General features: G+C 53.4%; 25 protein-coding genes. 17 read left to right on the top strand and 8 right to left on the bottom strand.

From position 1 onward, the window contains the following. The first annotated feature begins 91 nt into the window (after nt 1-91). Genes V9K95_RS03030 through V9K95_RS03020 form a run of 3 tightly spaced genes read left to right on the top strand, consistent with a single transcriptional unit; the run spans nt 92 to nt 4,607 of the window. Nucleotides 92-2,944 carry a molybdopterin oxidoreductase family protein gene (locus V9K95_RS03030; protein WP_336439856.1) on the top strand — a complete coding sequence of 951 codons (2,853 nt, stop codon included), beginning with the start codon at nt 92-94 and terminating at the stop codon, nt 2,942-2,944. Then, nucleotides 2,941-3,708: a 4Fe-4S dicluster domain-containing protein gene (locus tag V9K95_RS03025; RefSeq protein ID WP_336439857.1), complete on the top strand. Its 768-nt coding sequence runs from the start codon at nt 2,941-2,943 to the stop codon at nt 3,706-3,708. Before V9K95_RS03030 ends, V9K95_RS03025 begins: the two co-directional genes overlap by 4 nt. Continuing rightward, a complete protein-coding gene (locus tag V9K95_RS03020; protein WP_336439858.1) occupies nt 3,708-4,607 on the top strand; it encodes a dimethyl sulfoxide reductase anchor subunit family protein in 900 nt (299 codons plus the stop codon). Before V9K95_RS03025 ends, V9K95_RS03020 begins: the two co-directional genes overlap by 1 nt. Before the next feature lie 5 nt (nt 4,608-4,612). On the opposite strand, the gene V9K95_RS03015 is transcribed toward V9K95_RS03020, so the two are convergent. The 6 genes from V9K95_RS03015 to V9K95_RS02990 all read right to left on the bottom strand — a co-directional run bounded on the left by V9K95_RS03015 (nt 4,613) and on the right by V9K95_RS02990 (nt 10,215). After that, the gene (locus V9K95_RS03015) at nt 4,613-5,545 is read right to left on the bottom strand and encodes a lipid A biosynthesis lauroyl acyltransferase (RefSeq protein WP_336439859.1); all 933 of its coding nucleotides are present in this window, start codon (nt 5,543-5,545) and stop codon (nt 4,613-4,615) included. 6 nt (nt 5,546-5,551) lie between these two features. Continuing rightward, nucleotides 5,552-6,580: a zinc-binding dehydrogenase gene (locus tag V9K95_RS03010; RefSeq protein WP_115053264.1), complete on the bottom strand. Its 1,029-nt coding sequence runs from the start codon at nt 6,578-6,580 to the stop codon at nt 5,552-5,554. A gap of 117 nt (nt 6,581-6,697) precedes the next feature. Continuing rightward, complete coding sequence (locus tag V9K95_RS03005; protein ID WP_336439860.1) at nt 6,698-7,975, bottom strand: beta-ketoacyl-ACP synthase; 1,278 nt, start codon at nt 7,973-7,975, stop codon at nt 6,698-6,700. Nucleotides 7,976-7,986: 11 nt separating this feature from the next. Then, on the bottom strand, nt 7,987-9,171 hold the full coding sequence (locus tag V9K95_RS03000; protein ID WP_115052694.1) for a beta-ketoacyl-ACP synthase: 1,185 nt from the start codon (nt 9,169-9,171) through the stop codon (nt 7,987-7,989). Between the two features lie 71 nt (nt 9,172-9,242). Then, complete coding sequence (locus V9K95_RS02995; RefSeq protein ID WP_008123430.1) at nt 9,243-9,524, bottom strand: acyl carrier protein; 282 nt, start codon at nt 9,522-9,524, stop codon at nt 9,243-9,245. A 106-nt stretch (nt 9,525-9,630) separates the two neighbouring features. Continuing rightward, a complete protein-coding gene (locus tag V9K95_RS02990; RefSeq protein ID WP_115052695.1) occupies nt 9,631-10,215 on the bottom strand; it encodes a histidine phosphatase family protein in 585 nt (194 codons plus the stop codon). A gap of 96 nt (nt 10,216-10,311) precedes the next feature. Here V9K95_RS02990 and V9K95_RS02985 point away from each other — a divergent pair, with 96 nt between their 5' ends. From V9K95_RS02985 to V9K95_RS02975, 3 genes are all read left to right on the top strand, one after another. Continuing rightward, nucleotides 10,312-11,271: an AEC family transporter gene (locus V9K95_RS02985; RefSeq protein WP_336440206.1), complete on the top strand. Its 960-nt coding sequence runs from the start codon at nt 10,312-10,314 to the stop codon at nt 11,269-11,271. Nucleotides 11,272-11,410: 139 nt separating this feature from the next. Then, nucleotides 11,411-12,868: an NAD-dependent succinate-semialdehyde dehydrogenase gene (locus tag V9K95_RS02980; protein WP_336439861.1), complete on the top strand. Its 1,458-nt coding sequence runs from the start codon at nt 11,411-11,413 to the stop codon at nt 12,866-12,868. Nucleotides 12,869-12,954: 86 nt separating this feature from the next. Beyond that, nucleotides 12,955-13,974, top strand: a complete 1,020-nt coding sequence (locus tag V9K95_RS02975; RefSeq protein ID WP_336439862.1) for an aldose epimerase family protein — start codon at nt 12,955-12,957, stop codon at nt 13,972-13,974. Here V9K95_RS02975 and V9K95_RS02970 read toward each other — a convergent pair. Continuing rightward, a complete protein-coding gene (locus V9K95_RS02970) occupies nt 13,971-14,885 on the bottom strand; it encodes a sugar kinase (RefSeq protein ID WP_336439863.1) in 915 nt (304 codons plus the stop codon). The genes V9K95_RS02975 and V9K95_RS02970 overlap by 4 nt on opposite strands. 131 nt (nt 14,886-15,016) lie before the next feature. On the opposite strand from V9K95_RS02970, the gene V9K95_RS02965 reads away from it, so the two are divergent. Beyond that, entirely contained in the window at nt 15,017-15,628 is a 612-nt protein-coding gene (locus V9K95_RS02965; RefSeq protein WP_115053265.1) for a pyridoxamine 5'-phosphate oxidase family protein, read from the top strand. Between the two features lie 17 nt (nt 15,629-15,645). Here V9K95_RS02965 and phnF read toward each other — a convergent pair whose 3' ends face one another. Beyond that, nucleotides 15,646-16,392 (bottom strand): phosphonate metabolism transcriptional regulator PhnF, encoded by a 747-nt coding sequence (phnF, locus tag V9K95_RS02960; protein WP_115052700.1) that lies wholly within the window; start codon nt 16,390-16,392, stop codon nt 15,646-15,648. 90 nt (nt 16,393-16,482) lie between these two features. Here phnF and phnG point away from each other — a divergent pair, with 90 nt between their 5' ends. The 10 genes from phnG (at nt 16,483) to phnD (ending at nt 23,861) form a co-directional block, all read left to right on the top strand. After that, nucleotides 16,483-16,977 carry a phosphonate C-P lyase system protein PhnG gene (gene phnG, locus V9K95_RS02955; protein WP_336439864.1) on the top strand — a complete coding sequence of 165 codons (495 nt, stop codon included), beginning with the start codon at nt 16,483-16,485 and terminating at the stop codon, nt 16,975-16,977. Next, on the top strand, nt 16,977-17,588 hold the full coding sequence (phnH, locus tag V9K95_RS02950) for a phosphonate C-P lyase system protein PhnH (RefSeq protein WP_336439865.1): 612 nt from the start codon (nt 16,977-16,979) through the stop codon (nt 17,586-17,588). The genes phnG and phnH overlap by 1 nt, the downstream gene beginning before the upstream one ends. Before the next feature lie 3 nt (nt 17,589-17,591). Further along, on the top strand, nt 17,592-18,689 hold the full coding sequence (locus V9K95_RS02945; RefSeq protein ID WP_336439866.1) for a carbon-phosphorus lyase complex subunit PhnI: 1,098 nt from the start codon (nt 17,592-17,594) through the stop codon (nt 18,687-18,689). Beyond that, nucleotides 18,686-18,967, top strand: coding sequence for a hypothetical protein (locus V9K95_RS02940; RefSeq protein ID WP_336439867.1), 282 nt, complete (start codon nt 18,686-18,688; stop codon nt 18,965-18,967). The genes V9K95_RS02945 and V9K95_RS02940 overlap by 4 nt, the downstream gene beginning before the upstream one ends. After that, nucleotides 18,964-19,845 carry an alpha-D-ribose 1-methylphosphonate 5-phosphate C-P-lyase PhnJ gene (locus V9K95_RS02935; protein ID WP_115052704.1) on the top strand — a complete coding sequence of 294 codons (882 nt, stop codon included), beginning with the start codon at nt 18,964-18,966 and terminating at the stop codon, nt 19,843-19,845. The genes V9K95_RS02940 and V9K95_RS02935 overlap by 4 nt, the downstream gene beginning before the upstream one ends. Further along, nucleotides 19,842-20,618 carry a phosphonate C-P lyase system protein PhnK gene (phnK, locus tag V9K95_RS02930; protein ID WP_307285838.1) on the top strand — a complete coding sequence of 259 codons (777 nt, stop codon included), beginning with the start codon at nt 19,842-19,844 and terminating at the stop codon, nt 20,616-20,618. Before V9K95_RS02935 ends, phnK begins: the two co-directional genes overlap by 4 nt. Before the next feature lie 2 nt (nt 20,619-20,620). Further along, on the top strand, nt 20,621-21,331 hold the full coding sequence (gene phnL, locus V9K95_RS02925) for a phosphonate C-P lyase system protein PhnL (RefSeq protein ID WP_336439868.1): 711 nt from the start codon (nt 20,621-20,623) through the stop codon (nt 21,329-21,331). Continuing rightward, the gene (locus tag V9K95_RS02920; RefSeq protein WP_115052707.1) at nt 21,328-21,942 is read left to right on the top strand and encodes a DapH/DapD/GlmU-related protein; all 615 of its coding nucleotides are present in this window, start codon (nt 21,328-21,330) and stop codon (nt 21,940-21,942) included. The genes phnL and V9K95_RS02920 overlap by 4 nt, the downstream gene beginning before the upstream one ends. Before the next feature lie 95 nt (nt 21,943-22,037). Then, complete coding sequence (gene phnC / locus V9K95_RS02915; protein WP_115052708.1) at nt 22,038-22,871, top strand: phosphonate ABC transporter ATP-binding protein; 834 nt, start codon at nt 22,038-22,040, stop codon at nt 22,869-22,871. Between the two features lie 78 nt (nt 22,872-22,949). Further along, nucleotides 22,950-23,861 carry a phosphonate ABC transporter substrate-binding protein gene (phnD, locus tag V9K95_RS02910; protein ID WP_307286597.1) on the top strand — a complete coding sequence of 304 codons (912 nt, stop codon included), beginning with the start codon at nt 22,950-22,952 and terminating at the stop codon, nt 23,859-23,861. The last annotated feature ends 51 nt before the right edge of the window (nt 23,862-23,912 follow it).

Here is a 23,912-nt window from a genome sequence, read left to right as displayed (position 1 = left end):
TTCCTGGTGAGATGTCGTTTGAGTGTTTGGTAGATTGGAATTGTTCTTATAAAACAGCATGTGAAGCTGATGATGATCGGGGCAACACGATATGAATTCCGAACCACGCCTTGCCCTGTCCGAGCCGGTTGGTGACGAGATTGCCAAAACGACTTGTTATATGTGTGCCTGCCGCTGCGGCATTGATGTCCATTTGAAGGATGGAAAAGTTCGCTACATCGAGGGCAATCGCGATCACCCGATTAACAAGGGTGTGCTTTGCGCCAAGGGCTCAGCGGGAATCATGCAGCATTATTCGCCCGCGCGATTGCGTGCGCCGTTGCTCCGCACGGGACCGCGCGGATCGGGTGAATTTAGGGAAATCAGTTGGGACGAAGCGCTTAAGCTGGCGGTCGATTGGCTGCAACCAATCCGCGATACAGCACCGCAGAAACTCGCTTTTTTTACGGGCCGGGATCAAAGCCAGGCATTGACGAGCTTTTGGGCTCAAAATTTCGGGACGCCTAATTATGCGGCCCATGGCGGGTTCTGCTCAGTCAACATGGCAGCCGCTGGCATTTATACAATCGGCGGGGCATTTTGGGAGTTTGGCGCACCGGATTGGGACAAAACGAAGCTGTTCGTGCTCTTCGGTGTGGCGGAAGATCATGACTCCAATCCCATCAAGATTGGCATTTCAAAACTTAAGAAGCGGGGCGCACGCTTTGTTTCGGTCAATCCGGTTCGCACCGGATATTCCGCTATCGCCGATAATTGGATTGGCATCCGGCCGGGCACAGACGGTCTGCTTGTCCTGAGCATTATCCATGAGCTGTTCCGGACGGGTAAGATCGATCTGGATTATCTTTCCCGGTATACCAATGCGCCTTGGCTGGTAATCGACAATGAGGGCCATGAGGATCATGGGCTATTTCTGCGCGATGATCTTGGAAAAGCGCTGGTAAGAGACCGAAAGACCGGTGCTGTCGTGCGCTTTGATGAGCCGGGCCATATTGCCGATCTTAACGCTGAATTTACGACAGCAGATGGACTCAAGGTGCGCAGCGTTCTGCGGTTAATGGCGGAGAAATATCTCGATCCGAAATATGCTCCCGAAGCTGTTGCAGCTGAAACCGGGGTTTCAGCGACAACAATTAGCGGGCTTGCTTCAGAGATTGCGCGCGTAGCCTTCGAAGAAGAAATTATCGTCGAGCAGCCCTGGATCGATATGAAGGGCGAGCAGCACGAGGTCATGATTGGGCGACCGGTCAGCTTCCACGCCATGCGTGGCATTTCTGCTCATTCCAATGGCTTTCAATCGGCCCGCGCCTTGCATGTGTTGCAGACGATCATTGGTTCCATCGATTGTCCTGGCGGCTATCGTTACAAGCCGCCCTATCCAAAACCTGCCACGGCGCACCCCCGACCTCATGGTCGTTCGGAACATGTGACGCCGGGAAAACCTCTGGCTGGCCCACATCTCGGATATCCATTGGGTCCGGAAGATCTGCTTGTTGATGCTGAGGGCAAGCCGCAGCGGATAGACAAGGCGTTTTCATGGGAAGCACCGCTTTCGGCCCACGGCATGATGCACATGGTAATCGCCAATGCACATGCAGGCGATCCTTACCCGATTGACGTGCTGTTTCTATACATGGCAAATATGGCCTGGAACTCGTCGATGAACACGCGTGGCACGATCAAGATGCTGGAGAAGCGTGACGAGGCAACCGGCGAATATAAGATTCCGAAAATTATCTACTCCGATGCCTATTCATCGGAAATGGTTGCTTATGCCGATCTTGTCTTGCCCGATACGACTTATCTCGAACGGCATGACTGTATCTCACTACTGGACAGACCTATTTCTGAACCGGGGGCCGTATGTGATGCAATTCGCTGGCCTGTCATCAAGCCTGACCGGGATGTACGCGGTTTCCAATCGGTATTGATAGACCTTGGTGCTCGGTTGAAGCTGCCGGGCTTTGTGAACGAGGATGGTGAGGCGCTCTACAAGGATTATGCCGATTATATCGCCAATCACCAGCGCAAGCCGGGTATTGGTCCATTGTCAGGTTGGCGCGGCGCTCAAGCCGATAGCGAGGGCAGGGGCGCTCCCAATCAGGATCAAATTCAAAATTATATTGATAATGGAGCCTTTTGGACAAAACACATTCCGCAGGAGGCATTGTATTTCAAACATCACAATGCCGCGTATCAGCAATTCGCAATCGATATGGGCTTCTTCGATACTCCCCAGCCGGTGACGATTCAGCTCTATGTGGAGACGTTGCAGAAGTTCCGCCTTTCCGCAGAAGGCATTCGAAAACCCTTTGCGCCATCGCAATACAAGCAGCGCCTGCTGGAATGTTTCGACCCACTGCCGGATTGGTACCGCCCGTTTGAAGAACAGGGTGTTGATACGACGGAATTTCCGTACCATGCGATTACCCAGCGCCCGATGGCCATGTACCATTCATGGGGTTCGCAAAATGCCTGGCTGCGCCAGATCCACACGAAAAACCCGCTATATGTGCCAGGTGTCATCTGCGATGAGATCGGGTTGAGTGACGGAGACTGGGCTTGGATTATCTCCCATCATGGCCGGATCAAATGTGAAGTTGCCCGTACTGATGCCGTGAATGGCAAAACCATGTGGACATGGAACGCAATTGGGAAGCGTGGCGGAGCCTGGGCGCTTGAGCCAAATTCGCCCGAGGCCACCAAGGGATTCTTGCTGAACCATCTTATTCACGAGTTGCTACCACCGAAATCCGATGGCATGCGCTGGTCAAACTCTGATCCCATTACCGGACAGGCGGCATGGTATGATCTGCGCGTACGGATTGAGAAAGCTGAAATTGGCGAAGGGTTTAGCGAGCCGCATTTCAAGGCGATAAAGCGTCCTGGAAGCCAAAAGGAGCCGCCGGAAGAAGTGCGTTATGGGCAGGAGTGGGCGAAATGACGAGTCTGCCACACAGCCCTGCCTCAAAAAAACTGGGTCTGGTTATCGACCTTGATGTTTGCGTTGGCTGTCATGCCTGTGTCATCAGTTGCAAGGAGTGGAACACGGGTGGTTATGGCAGCGCCTTGTCTGACCAACATGCCTATGGCGCAGATGTATCTGGCACATTTCTCAATCGCATTCACAGCTTTGAAGTTGTTCCGGAAGGTGGCCTGATCATCGGCGAAGCGGGTGAAGCCCGTGTGGTACATTTTCCCAAGTCCTGCCTGCACTGCGAAGATGCACCTTGCGTAACGGTGTGCCCAACGGGAGCCTCATACAAGCGTGCAGAAGACGGTATAGTGCTGGTGGACGAGGATAAGTGTATTGGCTGCGGGCTTTGCGCCTGGTCATGCGCCTATGGTGCCCGGGAAATGGATCTGGCTGCCGGCGTGATGAAGAAATGCACGCTCTGCGTTGACCGTATCTACAACGAGACTTTGAAGCAGGAGGATCGTGTTCCTTCCTGCGTCAGAACCTGTCCGGTCAATGCTCGGCACTTTGGTGATCTTGGTGACCCGAATTCCGATGTCTCCATGATGGTTGCAGAGCGGGGTGGTTTTGATCTGATGCCGGAACAGGGTACAAGGCCGACGAATAAATATTTGCCCCCACGTCCTCGTAGTTCATTGAGTGATGTTGCACCGATTATTCCGCTTGCGGAAAATACCGAAGGTGCGCGTGGCTTCTTTGCATGGCTCGACAAAACGTTGGATAGAATCTGATGCATCCAGCGTTTTCGATGATCATTTTCACGACCTTATCGGGATTGGGCTATGGCCTAGCCATTGCGCTCGGCCTTGGCTTTTTCGATCCTGCCATGGTTGCAACAAAGCTAGCCTACCTGACCTCGCTAACTCTCATTGCAACAGGCTTGATTGCGTCGCTTTTCCATTTAGGAAATCCACAACGCGCTTGGCGGGCGCTGAGCCAATGGCGTTCCAGTTGGTTGTCGCGTGAAGGTGTGATGGCAATCGCTACCTTTGTTCCCTTTACGTTGAGCGCCGGTTTGGCAATTTTTGCCAATCGGTATGATGCGACTCTGGGTTTGATCAGCGTGCTCGGTTCGCTATTGACGGTCTATTGCACGTCAATGATTTATGGGTCGCTGAAGACTGTAGACTCTTGGCACACAAGGCTTACGCCCCTCTGTTTTATATCGTTTTCACTGGCTGGCGGCTTTCTGCTGGCAAGCACTTTTTCCGGTATGCTTATACTCGAGCTGTTGGCCGTGCTGTTATTATTGACAGCGCTCATCGCCAAGATGGTATGGCGCAATCGCATCGCGACACTCGTGCCACGTTCAACACCGGAAAGCGCAACCGGGCTCGGTTTTATCGGTAAGGTGCGCCTGTTTGAGAGGCCACATTCACTCGATAATTATCTGACTCGTGAGATGGGTTTTCGCGTTGCCCGCAAACACGCTGCCAAGCTATGGATCATTTCATGGTTGAGCGGCGTGGTATTGCCTATAGTGGCTTTACTATCTGCCATGGCGTTGGGAACCGGCCTGCCAGCGCAATTAATACTCGCTGTCGCTGCTGTCAGCCACTTATTAGGGATATTTGTGGAACGCTGGTTGTTTTTTGCCGAGGCAAAACACGCGGTGACCAATTACTACTAAAGGCGCTATTTGTTCCAGCGTTTGTGGAACCACATCCATTGGCCGGGATATTCACGAACCCAGCTTTCAACCTTGTCGTTCAGTGCCTGTGCAGTGGCGGCAAGGTCAACGGCGCCTTTTTCATCGCGCGGCAGTTGCATCTTCTCTTCCAGTTCCAGACGGAAGCGTCCCCCTGGGAGACGAATGCAGCGTGCGGGATAAACATCGCACTCATATTGACGCGCAAGTTTTGCCAATAGCGGATTGGTTTTACAGGGGCGATCAAAGAAAGTCGTGGGAATGCCGCGATGGAATTTTTGATCGACCAGCATACCCACATTGCCATCGGCATTCAAAACACTGGCAAGTGACCACGCTGCGCCCGCTTTTGACGGAACGAGGTGGCCCATATTCGTGCGGCGCGCGCCCAGAATTTTCCTTGCAACATAGGGATTATTCGGTGGACGGAACAAGGCGGTCACGTTCAGTTCAAACGTTGCGGCACAGATCGGGAGCAATTCAAAATTACCCGTGTGACCGGTGAAGAAAATATGAGGCCGGTCTTTTTCGTCGCGGATGCGCTCAAAGATTTCGCGGCCCTGTACCTCGATCAACCCCGGTTTGTCGCTGTGCGGATCGTAATCGAAGATTGCATCAAGGAAGACATATTCTGCCGTCAACCGCGCCATGTTTCCCCACATGTCGCGCGCGATCTGCTGTAGTTCTTCTTCCGGTTTGTCCGGATAGGCTTTGCGCAGATTGGTCATTGCAACACGGTGGCGGCCCATCAACGGGCCGATTTTGCGCGCAGAAGCATCGATGAAATCCATCGCAGCCTTGGCGGGCAACTGACGCAAAAGCCAAAGTATGCCGAATATAATATTCGCGGAAAGCCAGTAGTTGACCGATTTCAACTTCTGGCTCCACCGATACAGAGCTAGCTTTCTATCAAGTTTCATAAGGGATCAGTTGACGCGCAGAATGATCTTGCCAAAAACATCCCGGCCTTCCATTCGCTTCAGGGCCGTATCAATGTCATCAAAGCCGACTTCAGTATCGATGACAGGATGAACCAGACCTCGCGCCATCTTCTGCATGGCATCAGCCATGTTTTCCATGCGGCAACCGAATGAACCGAGCAGCTTCAATTGTTGCTGAAACAACATCATCAAATTCATGCTGGTAGAGACACCGGATGTCGAGCCGCAGGTCACGAGCCGTCCACCGCGTCGTAGCGATAGCATGGATCCCGCCCAGGTATCGGCACCGACATGTTCGAAAACAACGTCTACACCCTTCTTCTTGGTCAGTTTGCGGACAACGCCTTCAAAGCGGTCCTCGCGGTAATTTATGACATGATCCGCGCCAAGCGCTTTGGCTTTTTCAATCTTGTTGTCGGAACCTACGGTGGTGATGACAGTACAGCCCATCTTTTTGGCAAGCTGGATTGCAGCCGAACCAATGCCGGATCCGCCTGCATGGACCAGAATGGTTTCGCCGGATTCGAGCTTCGCGTTGTCGAAGAGCATATGCTCGACGGTCCCAAATGTGACCGGAGCAACTGCGGCGCCAATCTCGTCAACACCGGGAGGTGCAGGGACCAGTAGCCGGGCCTTCAGATTCACCTTCTCTTGAGCAAAGCCATCAAGATGGAAGCCGTGCACGCCGGAGACATGCTCGCAAAGATTATCGCGACCTTCGCGGCATGGGCGGCATAGACCGCAGGTTTGTGCGCCATAGATCGAAACCAGTTGTCCTGGAAGCAGATTGCTGACGCCCGGGCCGATAGCATCCACGATGCCGGATGCTTCCGCACCAATTGTCAAAGGCATTTTGCGCTTGGCAAAGGCCATGCCGCGCCAACCCCAGACATCAATATGGTTGAGCGCAACCGCTTTGATGTTAACAGTGACTTCGCCGGGGCCAGGGGGAGGCGGAGGAGCGACGTCGACGATTTCAAGTTTGCGATCTTCGATCAGCTGTAGTGCACGCATATCCGTTTCCTTGAGTGGCGCCGCTAAAGGCAGGTAGCCGCTCATTTGTGGGTTGCGCAATTCCGGACGGGAAAACCGGATCCCGAATTTTGAAATTGCTCTAATTCAGGTTCCGGATTAGTTCGGTTCTGCCGTCATGACAAGACACGTATTTTGTCCGCCAAATCCGAAGGAGCTTGAAAGCACCGCTGAAACCTTTGCCTCACGCTTCACGTTGGGAACGACGTCGAGCACGATTGCAGGGTCGGGATTGTCATAGTTGATTGTTGGCGGAATAGTGCCGGTCTGAATTGTCAGAACTGAAAAAACGGCTTCGATAGCGCCCGCAGCAGTCAGCGTATGGCCGATCATCGACTTGTTGGAGGAAACCGGTAACGAGGATATGCGGTCACCAAAAACCGTCGAGAGGGCCAAATACTCCATCTTGTCGTTTTCCGGAGTTGAAGTGCCGTGGGCATTGACATAGTCGATGGCATCTTCCTTGATCCCCGCATCGTCCAAGGCTGCGCGCACGGCACCAATCGCCGGAGAGCCATCGGGCTTTGAGCGTGTGCGATGGAAATCATCTGCCTTTTCGCCGCAACCACGCATGATTCCGAGAATATTGGCGCCGCGGCCGACAGCAGATTCCAGCGATTCCATAACAAGCGCGCCGGAACCTTCGGCCATAACAAAACCGTCACGGTCCTTTGAGAAAGGCTTGGCGGCCTTGTGGGCAGGTTCATTGTGGGTTGAAAGTGCCGATAGCAGCGAGAAGCGGATAAGCGCTTCTGCCGACACGGAGCCATCAGTTCCGATTGACAGGACGCGGTCGCTTTCGCCACGCCGGATAGCCTCGACACCAAGTTGGATTGCAGTTGCGCCTGATGCACATGCGGTCGACAGCGTGATGGGCAGTCCGCGCGTTCCGAACTTGTCGGCGATGCATTCTGCTATAAAGCCAAATTCGGCCGTGTTGAACATCGCGCTTTGCGGTGCCTTTCGGCACGCTGCCAGCAATAGATCGTAACCGGGTTCGCCTTCGGACTTTACCAGTGCATCAAGCGCGAAGCGGTTGCGCCATTCGAGTTCCACGGGTGGCGCTGCGAGAAACAAAGGCCCGCCGAAATCATCGATTGGAAAACCGGCTTGCGCTATGGCCTCTTCAGCGGCAAGGGAAGCCAGTTTCTGCGAAAGTGCTGACGCTCCCTGACTGCTCTCTTCAAGAAAATCCACAGTCCCGGCTATTTGCGTGCGCAAATTGTCGAGCGCAAAACGCGTTATGGTGTGAATGCCGGAAGTTCCCGAGGTCAGAGCTGCCCAGTTTTCTTCCTTGCCTTGTCCAAGCGAGGAGACGACACCAAGACCAGTAATCGCAACCAGGGGGCGACCTAGATGATCAGTATATTTGGACATTGGAATATCCTTTAAACCTTGCTCAGGCGGGCAACGCCTTCACTGCGCGTTGCACCGATGGAAGTCGCGAGTGCACTGGAAATATTAGCCGGACCAGTTGCCTCGTTTTCACTATCAAGCGGGAGAAAGGCTGTCCCATGAAAAACGCTCAATGCGGCGATGGCAACAGCGAGAGGGAATTGTGCCTCGCGCAGATGGCCCGTTTTACTGGAAAGTCCACGAACTGTTGAACTGGAGAAAGCCTCCAGCGCTGCTTTTTCTGCAGACGTGACTTTCTTTGCCCCGGTTGCACCGGAAACAATAAGATCAGCTGCCTTATCCGCACTTGCGGCACCCAGAAGCTTGGAAATCGTTTCGCCAAGGTTTTCGCGGTTGCGGCGAATCTGTGAGCTGTAAATAGCGTCAATGGCAGCGTAAGCGCGAACACCGCGCTTCTTGGCATGGTCTGCACTTTCGAGAACGAGAAAGGCACCGCCGGAGCCTGTGACAATGCCACCGCCCTCGGAATTTTCCCTTTGCCAAACCGGCGACCATCCATCGGTTTTCAACATCTGGTTCAGCTCGAAACCGAGCAGCATGTCGGGATGTTCAGCATTATAGGAGCCTCCCACGAGGGCGTGGGTGCTTTGGCCGGAACGAATGCGCGAAACCGCTGTGTCTATTGCGGAAATACCCGCCCCTTCTTCGCCCATGAATGTGCGTGAAGATCCTGTCACCTTGTGAACAATCGAAATATTGCCCGCTAGGAGATTGGAAAGCTGTGCCAGGAAAAGCGTCGGACGCAATTCTGTCGACAGTTTTTCGTTCAGCATCGTGCCAAGATCATTGCGTACACGTGCCTCAGCCAGAATTTGCGTGTCGACAGTCACATCGCGTTCGCCGCCGCCCGCTGCCACAACCATATCCATTGTTGCGCAGAGAGCTTCATCGTCCTTGATGCCAGCGTCCTGTAGAGCAAGACCGGCAGTATATGTGCCGATGCGTTGCCAGGTTTCCATCTGTCGCTGGTCGCCGCGTTTTGGAATCTGGCTGTTCCAATCGACTTCACCGAGCGGATGCACTGTGTATGGCTTGAATCTTTCACCATCGATGCGCGGCTTGGCTCCATCGTTGAAAGCTTGCCAATGAGCATCGGCCCCTTCGCCCAAAGAGGAAATGAGTCCGATACCTGTGATAACGACGGTGTTGTTCTGCATTGTCTCGCAACACCGTTGTTACGGTGCATCCGGTTAATGGATATGTCTTAGCACCCGCGTTGGTCTGCGGATCAGGCTTTCTTGGCGGCGACCAGTTCGTCGATTTTGGCGCAAAGATTCTTCAACACGAAATATTCTTCGGTCGGAACCTTGCCGTCATTGACTTCCTGCGTCCACTGTTCAAGCGGAATCTTGATGCCGAATGCCTTGTCGATGGCGAAAACGATATCGAGGAAATCCAGACTGTCGATGCCAAGATCGTCGATTGTGTGGCTTTCCGGCGTGATGCTGTCGCGGTCGATCTCGCTGGTTTCAGCAATAATATCGGCGACTTTGTCGAATGTATCGGACAATTGATTTTCCTTTTGTTTTAGGTGTCTGGTCTAAGACCCTGCGATCTGATGAGCCGGTATCTAGCTTTTTTCGCAGGCGAGGGAAAGACCCAAGAGCATGTGGTGATTAGTCGAATATGATTCTTCCGGCAACGTGAATGGTTTTTCCGTCCTCTGCGGGAGCCGCAACAACAGCCTCGCTGGGCCGGGGTGCCACTCCTGTTAGCGCTATTATATTGTTACGATCCGTGAGCAATACCAGATTTCCAGAGCCTTTGAACGAAATGATCGTGGTTCGAATTTGTTCAAGCTGCGTTTCTCTTGCTGTGTCATCGCCAGCCATTGGATCAAGCGGGGCGAATATTTCCATAGGGGATGAACCAAAGGAAAGGCGCGCTGTCTCCCTTGCATTACAAACGGTGCTTGTCAAAACCTTGTCGATTCGCACACCGCGGGCAGCAAATCGCGCGCCTAGCTTTTGCGCCAGCTGGTGACCCCGGTCCGAGAGCGTTCGTGCGGCACAATCCGCGGAAGTATCAGATGATGGGCTGAGCGCGCCTGAAGCATCGCCGCCCTGAATGAGGATTGTATAGCCTCCGCGCTGAACTCTTGCCCAAGCGGCATCTGTCGCCTGAGCGGGCACGGATGCGAGAGCGATGCCAAACGTCAGAACCAATCCGGAGTAAAGCCAAAGACTCGATCGATATGCCATTCATTCTCCTTATCAGGCAGATGGGAATTCTGCTCGCAAAAATAAAGTGATCGTTTTCCAGGCTTGCTCCTCGAAACTTCCGGGCTTATCCCAAGGATCATGAGTCTTATCCAAACAATCATCGTTGTTTTTGGCGTCATCGCTATCGCCTATGCGGCGGCGCATTTCAAATTGCTTGATGAGCGGGTCGGCGATGGTCTTTCCGATTTCGTGTTCATGATTGCAGCGCCGCTATTATTGTTCAGAACCATGGTGACGGCCGACTTTCACGGCGCAGCGCCCTGGTCGCTGTGGATCGCCTATTTCAGCGGTGTCGTTGTGGCCTGGGCCGCGTCGGACTTCGCTATCAAATATATGTTTGGCCGAGATAATCGCGCTGGTGTCGTTGCCGGGGTTTCTGGATCTTTCTCCAATTTGGTTTTCCTTGGAATGCCGCTTGTGCTTGGCGTATTCGGGCAAAACGGCTTTGCGATACTCTCTCTCATTGTCGCCATTCACATGCCGATCATGATGGCAGCATCAATCAGCTTGCATGAAATCGCGATGCGACGGGATGGCGTATTTAGCGGCGAAGCCCATCTGGCGGCGGTCGTGCTTTCGTTCTTCAAGAGCTTGCTGCGAAATCCGTTCGTGCTTGGAATATTAGCCGGATGGATTTGGCGGCTTGTTGGTCTGACGATGCCACAGACAGCGGATGCTCTCATACAAACTCTGGCGAGTGTTGCCGGGCCGGTTGCGCTATTCGCGATGGGGATGGGGCTGAAGAAATTTGGCGTGTCGGGAAATATTGCCGCAGCGCTCGTCATGTCTGTCATAAAATTATTGCTGATGCCTGCAGTTGTTTTAGGGGCTGTGTGGCTGTTGGGACTAGCGCCGTTTACCGCAAAAATTGCCGTCGTGGCAGCAGCTTTGCCTGCAGGCGTGAATTCCTATCTCATTGCCACACGCTTTGGAACAGGGCAGGCTTTGGCATCTAACTCAATGGTTATGGCGACTGCTCTGTCTGCGGTGACACTGGCATTCTGGGTTTCAGTTGTTACCTATATATTTGGCTAGCTGCGCCGTTGCAGCTTTTGCCAAAAAGGAGCAGGGTGCTTACGGACCTTGACCCAAGGCTCGATTGCCCAGCGCAATATGGTTATCCTTCACGGAATCCACCTAAAGAGCATAACCCTTCGAACACAGGGAGAATATGATGTTGCAGAAATCCAGCCAGTTCATGAAGCAGGCCAATCTTATCAATGGCGAGTGGATCGCGGCAGATTCGGGCAAGACAATCGATGTCATCAATCCCGCGACAGGGCTCGTCATTGGCACAGTGCCCAATTCGGGTAAGGCCGAAACGAAGCGCGCCATTGACGCGGCAGCGGAAGCCTTCAAAACCTGGCGCAAGACATCGGCGCTGGAGCGCTCAAAGCTGATGCGCAAATTGCACGATGCAATCCTGGACAATCAGGATGCGCTCGCCGAATTGCTGACGCTGGAACAAGGTAAATCACTCGCCGAATCCAAGGGCGAGGTTGGCATGTCTGCCGCTTATATCCTTTGGTATGCTGAAGAGGCGCGTCGTACTTACGGTGATACCGTACCGTCACCTTGGGCTGATCGCCGGATCATGATTACCAAAGAGCCAGTTGGCGTTATCGGCGCCATCACGCCTTGGAATTTCCCCTCTTCCATGCTGGCACGCAAGATTGGCCCGGCCTTGGCTTCTGGTTGTACAGCCGTTGTAAAACCAGCCACGCAGACACCTTATTCAGGTCTTGCATGGGGACTATTATGCGAGCAGGCAGGTATTCCGAAAGGCGTCGTCAATATTCTGACAGGCTCGGCCAGCGAGATTGGCGGCGAAATTACCAGCAATCCCGTCGTGCGTAAGATAACCTTCACGGGTTCTACCGAAATCGGCAAGATTTTGATCAAACAGGCGGCTGATACTGTCAAGAAAGTATCGATGGAACTTGGCGGAAATGCGCCATTCATCGTGTTTAATGATGCGGATGTCGACCGGGCCGTCGACGGCGCCATCATGGCAAAGTTCCGCAACTCCGGACAAACATGCGTTTGCACAAATCGGTTTCTCGTTCAGGCTGGAATCTACGATAGTTTCGTTGAAAAATTTGCAGCAAAGACTGCAAAGCTCAAGATCGGCAATGGGCTTGAAGCAGGCACCGAACAAGGTCCGCTCATTGATGAAAAGGCCGTCGAAAAGGTTGAGGAATTTATCGCTGACGCAAAACAGAAGGGTGGGAAGATTGTCACTGGTGGCAAGCGCCATTCGCTAGGCGGCAGCTTCTTTGAGCCAACCGTCATTGGCGATGCAAAGCCGGACATGCTTTTCACGACAGAGGAAATCTTTGGCCCCGTTGCTCCTGTCTACAAGTTTGAGACGGAGCAGGAAGCAATTGATCTTGCCAACAACACGCAGTTCGGCCTGGCCAGCTATTTCTACACGCAGGATCTTGGGCGTGTGTTCCGTGTTTCGGAAGGTTTGAAATATGGCATGGTCGGCGTCAATGAGGGACTGATCACAACCGTCGAAGCTCCCTTTGGCGGCGTTAAAGAATCAGGTCTCGGCAAGGAAGGCGGGCATCAAGGCATCGAAGATTATCTCGATACCAAATATGTCTGCATTGGTGGGCTTGGTCTTTAGACTATGTAGCTCACATCATTCACCTGATGCATTCCGGTGCATCAGGCTGCCTGCGCAGTGAATCTTATAAAAGGTTTTAAAGTCAAATGGATACGGAAGTTTTTGGGCATACTGATTCAGGTGAAGCGGTGCATTGCATTACCATTGTTGGCGGTGGCCTGACGGCGAAAGTCCTGACCTGGGGTGCCGTTATTCAGGACCTGCGCCTGAAAGGTCATGAAAGTCCGCTGGTGCTTGGCTATCAGAACTTTGCCGATTACCCCGCCTATTCGCCCTATCTCGGGGCCACGATTGGCCGTTCCATTAATCGCATTCGGGACGGCGAATTGACGATTGATGGCAAAACCTATCAGCTGGAGAAGAATTTCCGCGGCTTGCACAATATTCATGGCGGCACGCTTGGGGCGGGAAAACGTTTGTGGCAGGTTGTGGCCGTTGGGCCGGACTATGTGACGCTGACAATTCATCTGCCCGATGGCGAGGTGGGTTTTCCGGGTAATCTCAACATTACCTGCACCTATATGCTTGAGTCGAAGGGCACTCTGGCCATTCGTATGGATGCAGTCACAGACAAGCCAACCCTATGCAATCTCGCGCATCACAGTTACTTCAATCTGGATGATGGTGGCGCAACTGACGCGCTCGATCATCAGGTACGTATAGATGCGCAGGCCTATCTGCCTACCGATACTGATCTTCTGCCTGATGGGCGCGTCTTGCCTGTTGCAGGGACAACGCATGATTTTCGTGAATTCAGACCAGTACGGCGTGAAGAAAACGGCAAGCAGGTTATCTATGATAATAATTTCTGTCTGGCGAGCGAGCGGCGCCCGCTGTGCCCGGTCGCTTGGGCCAGAGGAGCTAAATCTGGCGTGGAAATGACCGTGTCCACCACCGAGCCGGGTGTGCAGCTTTATGCATCCAATACGCTTGGCGGAAAGCCTGCCATTGGTTTGACCGGAAAAACATACGAAAATTATGCGGCATTGTGTTTCGAAGCGCAGATTTGGCCAGATTCAACACATTTTTCGTACTTCCCGCAGGCGATCCTGCGGCCAGACGAAACATACAGCCAAATAACAAAGTACAGTTTTAAAAAATCTTAGCCAAAGGCCGCGCGCGCTTCGCTCATGGGAGCAAGCGCGCCGTGAAATTCAACCACGCGAGCGGCAACCCTATGGGCACTGGCTGCAGCCTTGACGGGGTCAAAGCCGGCAAGGCGCGAGGCAATGTAGCCGCCATTGAAGCTGTCGCCAGCGCCGGTCGTATCAACTGCCTTGGCAATGGTTGCTGGCACGTTGGTGCGGCGACCATCAGCCACTACAAGCGCTGGCTCCGTGCCATCTTTAACGACGATCTCGCCTACGCCAAAACCGGCTATCCGGTCAGCCGTGTGATCAGGTGTTGCGTCGCCAAAAAGTGCGTTCTCATCTGGAAATGTGGGTAAGGCAATGTCGGTGACGCGAAAGGCATCGCCGAGTACCTGCTGGGCTGTGTCGGCATTTTCCCACAGGCGAGGGCGGTAATTGGCATCGAAGACAATGAGAGATCCCTGTTCGCGTGCGTTTTTGACAGCGTTCAAAACATTTTCACGGTTTTTGGGACTGAGAATACCCATGGTGATCCCGGAGAAATAAACAATCTCACGTCCGGCGAGGCTTTGTGCCAGCGCCTCCGTGTCATCTGCCAGCTGGCGCGCAGCCGCGTCATTGCGCCAATAGGTGAACGAACGCTCGGCCCCGGTCAAACTTATCGCATAAAGTCCCGGGCGGGCACCGGCGATAATCGGACTATTGGCTGTTTGAATACCGTTTTCATTCAGGAATGCGCGCTGCTTCAGCGAGAAGGGATCATCGCCGAAAGCCGTGACGTAATCTACGGGATACTCGGTTTTGGTAAGCGCCCGGACATACCAGGTGGTGTTAAGCGTATCGCCTGCGAAACCCATGCGCCATTGGTCGCCATTAGCACCGGACAGCTCAATCATACACTCGCCGATTGCCGCAAAACCACCCATGTCATCTCTCCCGAATATTGTTCGCGCGACTGATATACTAGTGCGGTCTGTATGTCATTTCCAAAGTGATGGCTGTCATAATCGTTTCGCCATGGCATGTTAGTCGGCGAATGCGCATGCAGGAGGAAATGATGACGCGGATTACGTCGATAGAACAACTTGAAGCCATTTATAGCGGTGTAAGTGAAGCCTCGACTGCCAAAGTGGCAGATCGAATCACGCCGGATTATCGCTTGCTGATCGAAGGATCGCCATTCGTTGCTTTTGCCACGAGTGGTCCGGAAGGGCTGGATTGTTCTCCGCGTGGTGATCTAGCCGGGTTTATCCGGGTACATGACGAGAGAACGCTGATGATGCCGGATCGGCGGGGCAACAACCGTATTGATTCGCTGCGAAATATCGTCCGTGACCCGCGTGTGGCTCTGTTGTTTCTCATTCCCGGTTTGACAACGACCTTTCGAGTCAATGGCCGTGCCTATATCGAAACGGATCAGGTAGTGCTTGAGAGTTTCAATGTGGACGGCAAGGCGCCACGATCCGTCACCGTCATTGAGGTCGAAGAGGCCTATTTCCAATGTGCCCGCGCACTTATTCGGTCGGAGCTTTGGAATCCATCAAAACATCGTTCTCCGAAGGAGTTTCCGACACCGGGCCAAATCCTTGCCGCGTTGAGCGAAGCGCGCTTTGATGGTGATACCTATGACCGCGAATGGCCGGAGCGGGCCGCAAAAACCATGTGGTAGCAGGAGCAAGGTTTGCTCTAAAGAGATGACTGTCTGCCGATGGCAATTTCCATGCGGTCGGCAGAAAAGTGCGTTGTTGCGTATTCAACAGGCCGTCCATCCATATCGACATTGACGGCTGTTGCGACGATAACAATGGCGCCAGGCGAAAGCTTCAAGTGTCGCAGATCCTCAGCATCAGCATGCCGGGCTCCGATAATCGTTGACTGACGCAGATAGTCATCAATCCCTGCCCGTTTAAACGCTGCGGTAACCGAACCGGTCGCACGATAATCCTCGATGATATTTGGCACACGCGCAGCATCGAACCAGGATGTGGCGCAAGAGATGGGATTGTTATCTGCTGTGTGCATCGTATCAATTCTGATGACCATGCCGGAGTGCATTCCAAGCGCAGAGGCAACTTCCGCTGTAGGCTCCTCCAGCGACGACCCAAGCAGCACACCCTTTGTCTCGCGAACCTGTGTTGAGAGAATTTCCGAAAACCTCGTGCGTTCACCAATTCGATAGGTGAGCTTTTTGGCATTGGCGACGAATGTCCCGCGCCCTTGTTCAGCTCGAAGCACGCCTTCCTTCGTTAATGCGGCTATTGCGCTGCGGATTGTATGACGATTGACGGAAAATCGGGTTGCAAGCTCCACCTCAGGCGGCATGCGCACGCCACTGGCCATTTTGCCCGCTGAAATATCGCCCCTGATCTGATCGGCAATCTGCCGCCAGACAGCAACGCCACTATTCCTGGTTATCAAATGGCTTGAACGCATGCTTTGTCATGCTCCTGTCATTGACGGGTATTATAACCACGCTTATTGTCTAGTTGTATATATAAATAGACAAGTTGCTGTGAGGTGTCAATGCGCAATGCAAATTTGAAAACGGGTGAAGAACCCGAGGTAACAGCTGAGATTGCAGATTCTAGCCGCAAAGCGGCTATGGCGCTTCTGGCGCAAGCAACCGTGCAGGAAATGCGGCAGTTCTGGGAGCGCTGGGAAAACAAGCCAGCAGTGGAAACTCTGCGCGGTCCTGAAACCGGACTGGTCATGGTGCGTGGACGCATCGGCGGTGGTGGCGCAGCTTTCAATCTGGGCGAGGCGAGCGTGACGCGAGCGACCATAAGGCTCGATAATGGCGCTGTCGGTCATGCCTATGCGCTCGGGCGTTCAAGCGAGAAAGTAAAGCTCGCTGCAGTCTTTGATGCGATCTGGCAGGAGCCAGCCCATCGCCAAGCAGTTGAAGACAACGTGCTTGCTCCAATCGCGCAGCGTTTGAATGAAGGGCTTGAACAGAAGCGGGCTGAGACCGCTGCAACCAAGGTCGATTTTTTCACTATGGTGCGAGGAGATGATTGATGCGTGCAGCAACTCAGGTTTTTGAAGGCGGGTTCGCCGACACGGTTTTAAACTCGCAGGAGATTTTTCGGGCATTGATGGACGCTATGGCCAATCCGGGCCGTGTCATTTCCGTCGGTGATCTGGCTCTTGCCCCATCGCCCTTATCGCCGGCGATAGCTTCGATTGCAGCCACGTTGTTGGATCATGATGCGGTCGTCTGGTGTGACAAGCCAGTGAAAGCATCGCAGGACGCTATCGGCTGGCTGAAGTTCCATACCGGCGTTGAGCTCACGAATGATCCTTCCCAGGCCGATTTTGCTTTGGTCAGCGACATCGAAAACATGCCGTCTTTTGATTCATTTGCCAAAGGCACGTCTGAATATCCGGATCGTTCGACCACAATCATTTTGCAGGTGACCGGTTTTGATGGTTCGCAAGAATTGACCCTCCAAGGTCCTGGAATCAAGGATAATGCGGTCTTTGCGCCGAACGAGCTTCCTAGAATGTTTATTGAACAATGGGCAGCAAATCGTGGCGTCTTTCCGCGTGGTATCGACCTGATCTTTGCTGGCAATGGCGCGCTTGCCGCTTTGCCGCGAACCACCCGCATTTCGAAGAAGGAGGCTTAGGCCATGTATGTTGCTGTTAAAGGCGGCGAAGCCGCCATTCGCAATGCGCACAAGCTTCTGGCAGACCGCCGCCGTGGTGATCGCTCCGTTCCGGCTATCGGCCTCGATCAGATTATTGAACAGCTGGCGCTCGCAGTTGATCGTGTGATGGCTGAAGGTTCGCTCTACGATACCGAGCTTGCTGCGCTCGCTGTGAAGCAGGCTCGCGGCGATATGATTGAGGCGATTTTCCTCGTTCGGGCTTACCGGACGACCTTGCCGCGTTTCGGCTATACAAAGCCGGTCGAGACATCGCAGATGGCTATTGAACGCCGCATTTCCGCAACATTCAAGGATCTGCCAGGCGGTCAATTGCTGGGTCCGACCTTCGATTATACGCACCGCTTGCTCGATCCTGAACTTGCGGAAGATGGGTCGGTTGATCTGCCGGATCAACGCATCGAGGCCCATGAAAATATGCCGCGTGTGACCGATATTCTCGGCCATGACGGCATGATCGAAGCTGATGGTGATATGCCTGAGGGAGCTCAAACGGGCGATTTGACCCGTGAGCCTTTGACTTTTCCGCTTGAGCGGGATTTGCGATTGCAGGCTCTGGCGCGCGGCGATGAGGGTTTTCTGCTGGGCTTGGCCTATTCCACCCAGCGCGGCTACGCGCGTAGCCATCCTTTTGCCGGTGAAATTCGCATTGGTGAGGTTGAAGTGGAACTCGAAGTCGCCGAACTTGATTTTCCACTAACGCTTGGCCGCATTCGTCTTACCGAATGCCAGATGGTCAATCAGTTCAAGGGATCATCCAAGCAGCCGCCCCAATTCACGCGTGGCTACGGTCTTGTTTTCGGCCAAAGCGAGCGCAAGTCGATGTCCATGGCTCTTTGTGACCGCGCATTGAGGGCGCGGGAGCTTGGCGAAGATATCACCGCTGCGGCGCAGGATGAAGAATTCGTCATTTCACATAGCGACAATGTCCAGTCGACGGGTTTCGTCGAGCATCTGAAATTACCGCATTATGTGGATTTCCAAGCGGAGCTCGATCTCGTGCGCCGTATGCGTAGTGGGCATGAAAGCCAAAAGAACGAAATCAGTGAGGCTGCAGAATGAACTCAGTCGCCACCGCCTCCATCACCTCCGCCATCGGAGTCGCCCCAGCTGTCGCTGCTGCCGGAAACACCAGTGTCGCCGCTATCGTTATTCAATTTTTTTCGGTTCTTGTTGCGCTGTTCGATTGCGGCAAGCGCTACGATGAAAACAAAAACACCAGTAAAAAGATAAAACTCAATATCTCCCGTCATGCATCCCTACGTTTTGCAGTTCAAACCAAAGGATCAAAACTCCGTGGTTTTGCGCAAACCAACTCCTTTGAGGCTATGACAAAATGACCGAGCTTGCCACCTACAATTTTGCTTATCTTGATGAGCAGACCAAGCGGATGATCCGCCGGGCTATTCTCAAAGCCATTGCCATACCTGGATATCAGGTGCCGTTTGCCAGCCGCGAAATGCCCATGCCCTATGGGTGGGGTACTGGCGGCGTACAGGTAACGGCTGCGATCATCGGCCCGAAGGACACGCTGAAAGTAATCGATCAAGGCGCTGATGACACAACGAATGCGGTTTCAATTCGTGCCTTTTTTCAAAAGGTTGCCAATGTTCCGGTGACCACGAAGACCACAGAAGCAACAATTATCCAGACGCGCCATCGCATTCCGGAGACTGCGCTAGCAGCAGGTCAGACGCTCGTCTATCAGGTGCCAATCCCAGAACCTCTGCGCTTTCTTGAGCCGCGTGAAACCGAAACGCGCAAAATGCATGCGCTGGAGGAATATGGGCTCATGCATGTGAAGCTTTACGAAGATATCGCTCGCCACGGCCATATTGCGACCACCTATGCCTATCCGGTGAAGGTCGAGGGGCGTTATGTGATGGACCCATCTCCGACACCCAAATTCGACAATCCCAAGATGCATAACTCGCCAGCCTTGCAGCTTTTCGGTGCAGGGCGGGAGAAGCGGATTTATGCAATTCCTCCCTATACGCAGGTCGTCAGTCTCGATTTCGAAGATCATCCTTTCGAGATTCAGAAGTTTTCGCAGCCATGCGCTCTTTGTGGTGCCAAGGGCAGCTATCTCGATGAAGTCATTCTCGACGATAAAGGAGGCAGCATGTTCGTCTGTTCCGACACGGATTTTTGTGAAGAACGGCAGGCCGCAGGGCATCGCGGTGAATTATCGGCACCACAGGCGGAGGCAGCAGAATGAGCGATATACCACTCTTGAAGGTTGGGGCATTATCGAAATTTTACGGAAGCCGTATCGGCTGCAAGAATGTTTCGTTTGAGCTTTTTCCTGGCGAAGTGCTGGCCGTCGTTGGCGAATCCGGGTCCGGTAAAACCACATTGCTCAATTGTCTGGCTACGAGACTTGCGCCTTCTGCCGGCACGGTCGAGTACCGCATGCGCGACGGGCATTTCCGTGACCTCTACCGCATGGGCGAGGCAGAACGGCGCTTCCTGATGCGTACCGACTGGGGTTTTGTTCACCAGAATCCCGCTGATGGCTTGAGAATGACCGTGTCTGCGGGCGCAAATGTTGGCGAGCGGCTGATGGCCGTTGGTGACCGGCATTATGGCAATATACGCGCTACAGCCACCGATTGGCTGGGCCGCGTTGAGATTGCAGGGGACCGCATTGACGATCAGCCGCGCGACTTTTCCGGCGGTATGCGCCAGCGCCTGCAGATTGCACGCAATCTTGTTACCAACCCGCGTCTCGTTTTCATGGATGAACCGACGGGTGGACTGGACGTTTCGGTGCAGGCAAGGCTTCTTGATCTGCTCCGCGGTCTTGTCAGCGATCTTGGCCTGGCAGCGATTGTCGTGACCCATGATCTGGCCGTAGCTCGTCTTCTCTCACATCGTATGATGGTGATGAAGGACGGTCACGTCGTGGAAACGGGACTTACCGACCGCGTTCTGGACGATCCGCAGGCGCCATACACGCAGCTTCTTGTCTCCTCAATTCTACAGGTTTGACCATGCCGACACCTATCGTTGTTTCCGATGTTGCCAAGAGCTTCACCATGCATTTGCGTGACGGCATTTGCTTGCCGGTTGTGGCCAATGTTTCCTTCTCCATTAAAGCAGGGGAATGCGCCGTGCTGGGTGGTCCTTCCGGTGCGGGTAAAAGCTCGATCCTCAAGATGATCTATGGCAATTATGCTGCCGATATCGGCCAAATCATTGTGCCTTACCGGGACAGGTTGGTTGATGTTGTGGCGGCAGACGCGCGCACAATGCTTGGCATTCGACGCGATCTGATTGGCTATGTAAGCCAGTTTCTGCGCACTGTGCCGCGCGTTTCTGCCCTTGATGTTGTAGCTGAGCCATTAGTGGCACGCGGCATTGATCGCGATGAAGCGCGCGAAAAGGCAGCCGCTCTTCTCGCGGGGCTTAATTTGCCGGAACGGTTGTGGTCACTGCCGCCGGCGACATTTTCGGGTGGCGAGCAGCAGCGCGTTAATATCGCTCGGGGCTTTATCACGGATCATCCCATTTTGTTGCTTGATGAGCCTACCGCGTCACTCGATGCCAGAAACCGCGATGTGGTGGTTTCAATGATCCGCGACAAGAAAAATGCGGGCGTCGCCATGCTTGGCATCTTCCACGATGACGATGTGCGCGAAGCAGTCGCTGACAGGATTATCGATGTCACTGCGTTTTCGGCTCAAACCGGAGCGGCCGCATGAGTCGTCTGTCTGAAATACCTTTGGTGCATGAAACCGCAACGGTTCAGGATTCCACGCTGGGCCGTTACACGGAAGTTTCCGAGCGTTGCCGCATAAGCGAAGCTACGCTCGGCGACTATTCCTACATTATGCAGGATGGCGCCGTCTGGTGTGCGAAGATTGGCAAATTCGCCAATATTGCAGCCAGCGTTCGTATCAACGCGACCAACCACCCGACATGGCGTCCGACACTGCATCATTTCACCTATCGTTCCGCCGAATATTGGGATGATGCGGGAGTCGACGACGAGTTTTTTGAATGGCGTCGGTCAAATCTTGTCACCATTGGGCACGATGTGTGGATCGGTCACGGATCAACAATCCTGCCCGGAGTGACTGTTGGTGACGGGGCGGTTATCGGTGCTGGAGCCGTCGTCTCGAAGGATGTTGCGCCCTACACAATTGTTGGCGGTGTTGCGGCCAAAAAAATCCGGGACCGATTTGATCCCCATACTGCGGAGCGTCTGCAAAGGTTGGCCTGGTGGGATTGGGATCACGCAAAATTACGTGCTGGGCTGGATGATTTCCGCACATTGGAGATCCAGGAATTCCTGGAAAAACATCACGTTTAGATACAGCCCAAAGTTGTCACGAAACTGAGACAAAACTGCCATTGCAGGTTCACATAAACCCTCTACCACAGGCTGACGCCAACAGAGGTTAATTGATGCTGAAAATCGAAAACGTGACGCGGCGCTTTGGCAATAATATCGCCATAGACAACGTCAATGTAGAAATTCCGCAAGGTCAGATGGTTGGCATTATTGGCCGGTCGGGAGCGGGTAAATCAACGCTGCTGCGCATGATCAACCGGCTGATCGACCCGTCGGAAGGTGCCATCATTTTTGAAGGCACGGATGTTGCCAAATTGCGAGGCAGCAATCTGCGGAATTGGCAGCGCGATTGCGCAATGATTTTCCAGCAATTCAATCTTGTGCCTCGTCTTGATGTTCTCACCAATGTCCTGCTTGGCCGTCTCAATCACCGTTCGACAATCAAAAGCCTTCTGGGCATTTTTTCGCGTGAAGAACGCGCCATGGCCATAGCCGCGCTTGAGCGGTTGGATATTGCAAAGACGGCCCTGCAGCGCGCCGGCACGCTTTCCGGCGGCCAGCAGCAGCGTGTCGCTATCGCCCGCGCCTTGATGCAGAATCCCAAAGTCATTCTGGCCGATGAGCCCATCGCCTCGCTGGACCCGCGCAATGCGCAAGTGGTTATGGAATCACTGCGTGATATCAATGAGCGCGAGGGCCTTACGGTCATAACCAATCTGCATACGCTCGATACGGCGCGTCATTTTTGCCAGCGGATCATCGGGATGCAAGGAGGAAAAATCGTATTCGACGGCGGGCCGGACGACCTGACGGAAATGGCTGCCCGCCGGATTTACGGTGCTGACGGCCTCAAGGACGCATTTTCAGAAGCTATTACATCGACCAGTATTTCGCGCGGCGCGCCAAAACCCATTCCCGAGCTTGAGGCTATTCTGGCCGCTCGCTGAGAGATCGTCTAGCCCACGTCACGGGCAACCATGAACAGATCACAAACTCAAACAGACGTTTGACAGGAGAGACCAATGTTGCTCAAAAAAGCCCTTCTTGGTGCGATCGCAATCGGCGCAATGCTTGCCGGTTCGATGGCTCGTGCAGAAAACCTCGAAACATTCCGCGTTGGCATTATCGGCGGTGAGAATGAAGCTGATCGCCTGCGCAATTATCAGTGCATTGTAGACCAGCTGCCAAAGGTACTTGGCGTAAAGAACGTCAAACTATTTCCTGCTACGGACTATGATGGTGTTATCCAGGGCTTGCTCGGCGGTACGTTGGATTATGCAGAGCTTGGCGCATCTGGTTTCGCAAAAATCTATCTCGCAAACCCGAAGGCTGTTGAACCAATCCTGACAACAGTCCAGACAGACGGCGCCACCGGCTATTATTCGATCATGGTTGCCCGCAAAGATAGCGGCATCAAGACGTTAGCCGACATGAAGGGTAAAAAGCTGGGTTTTGCTGATCCAGACTCAACCTCCGGTTATCTTGTTCCAGTTACGGCTCTGCCAAAAGACATCAAGACCTCTGTGAAGGATTACTTCAGCGAAACCGGCTTTGGTGGCGGACACGAAAATCTTGTGCTTGCTGTCAAAGATGGCAAGTTTGATGCTGGTACGACTTTCGGTTCGGGTGTTGGCAAGTTCGATGAAGGCTATACCTCCGGCAATTTGCGCAAGATGGTCGATAAGGGCATTATCGACATGAAGGATTTTGTGGAATTGTGGAAGTCACCATTGATTCCAAATGGCCCGATAGTCGTCCGTACTTCGCTAGACAGCGACATGAAGACAAAGTTTAAAAACTTCATGATGGAACTTCCAAAGTCAGATCCAGCCTGCTTTGCAGCAACGATGGGCGGCGATTTCAAAGGCTACACAGAAGTAAACACTGAATTCTACCAACCCATCATTGACGCTCGTAAGGCGCAGATCGGCGGTTAATTCAATCACCCTTTCACGGCCAGATCACTTGATCTGGCCGTGATTTTTTAT

It is taken from the genome of Phyllobacterium sp. CCNWLW183 (assembly GCF_037203775.1).
In the GTDB taxonomy this organism is placed as follows: Bacteria; Pseudomonadota; Alphaproteobacteria; order Rhizobiales; family Rhizobiaceae; genus Phyllobacterium; species Phyllobacterium ifriqiyense.
This window is presented reverse-complemented; position numbering and strand designations above follow the sequence as displayed.

Excerpts from the sequence above, each read along its gene's own strand:
- V9K95_RS03015 (WP_336439859.1), bottom strand. The coding sequence starts at position 5,545 with ATGAAACTTGATAGAAAGCTAGCTCTGTATCGGTGGAGCCAGAAGTTG.
- V9K95_RS02940 (WP_336439867.1), top strand. The coding sequence starts at position 18,686 with ATGAACTCAGTCGCCACCGCCTCCATCACCTCCGCCATCGGAGTCGCC.
- V9K95_RS02920 (WP_115052707.1), top strand. The coding sequence starts at position 21,328 with ATGAGTCGTCTGTCTGAAATACCTTTGGTGCATGAAACCGCAACGGTT.
- V9K95_RS02980 (WP_336439861.1), top strand. The coding sequence starts at position 11,411 with ATGTTGCAGAAATCCAGCCAGTTCATGAAGCAGGCCAATCTTATCAAT.
- V9K95_RS03000 (WP_115052694.1), bottom strand. The coding sequence starts at position 9,171 with ATGCAGAACAACACCGTCGTTATCACAGGTATCGGACTCATTTCCTCT.
- phnF (WP_115052700.1), bottom strand. The coding sequence starts at position 16,392 with ATGCGTTCAAGCCATTTGATAACCAGGAATAGTGGCGTTGCTGTCTGG.
- V9K95_RS02990 (WP_115052695.1), bottom strand. The coding sequence starts at position 10,215 with ATGGCATATCGATCGAGTCTTTGGCTTTACTCCGGATTGGTTCTGACG.
- V9K95_RS02965 (WP_115053265.1), top strand. The coding sequence starts at position 15,017 with ATGACGCGGATTACGTCGATAGAACAACTTGAAGCCATTTATAGCGGT.
- V9K95_RS03025 (WP_336439857.1), top strand. The coding sequence starts at position 2,941 with ATGACGAGTCTGCCACACAGCCCTGCCTCAAAAAAACTGGGTCTGGTT.
- V9K95_RS03005 (WP_336439860.1), bottom strand. The coding sequence starts at position 7,975 with ATGTCCAAATATACTGATCATCTAGGTCGCCCCCTGGTTGCGATTACT.
- V9K95_RS03030 (WP_336439856.1), top strand. The coding sequence starts at position 92 with ATGAATTCCGAACCACGCCTTGCCCTGTCCGAGCCGGTTGGTGACGAG.
- V9K95_RS03010 (WP_115053264.1), bottom strand. The coding sequence starts at position 6,580 with ATGCGTGCACTACAGCTGATCGAAGATCGCAAACTTGAAATCGTCGAC.
- V9K95_RS02935 (WP_115052704.1), top strand. The coding sequence starts at position 18,964 with ATGACCGAGCTTGCCACCTACAATTTTGCTTATCTTGATGAGCAGACC.
- V9K95_RS02945 (WP_336439866.1), top strand. The coding sequence starts at position 17,592 with ATGTATGTTGCTGTTAAAGGCGGCGAAGCCGCCATTCGCAATGCGCAC.
- phnG (WP_336439864.1), top strand. The coding sequence starts at position 16,483 with ATGCGCAATGCAAATTTGAAAACGGGTGAAGAACCCGAGGTAACAGCT.
- phnH (WP_336439865.1), top strand. The coding sequence starts at position 16,977 with ATGCGTGCAGCAACTCAGGTTTTTGAAGGCGGGTTCGCCGACACGGTT.
- V9K95_RS02970 (WP_336439863.1), bottom strand. The coding sequence starts at position 14,885 with ATGGGTGGTTTTGCGGCAATCGGCGAGTGTATGATTGAGCTGTCCGGT.
- phnK (WP_307285838.1), top strand. The coding sequence starts at position 19,842 with ATGAGCGATATACCACTCTTGAAGGTTGGGGCATTATCGAAATTTTAC.
- phnL (WP_336439868.1), top strand. The coding sequence starts at position 20,621 with ATGCCGACACCTATCGTTGTTTCCGATGTTGCCAAGAGCTTCACCATG.
- V9K95_RS02975 (WP_336439862.1), top strand. The coding sequence starts at position 12,955 with ATGGATACGGAAGTTTTTGGGCATACTGATTCAGGTGAAGCGGTGCAT.
- phnC (WP_115052708.1), top strand. The coding sequence starts at position 22,038 with ATGCTGAAAATCGAAAACGTGACGCGGCGCTTTGGCAATAATATCGCC.
- V9K95_RS03020 (WP_336439858.1), top strand. The coding sequence starts at position 3,708 with ATGCATCCAGCGTTTTCGATGATCATTTTCACGACCTTATCGGGATTG.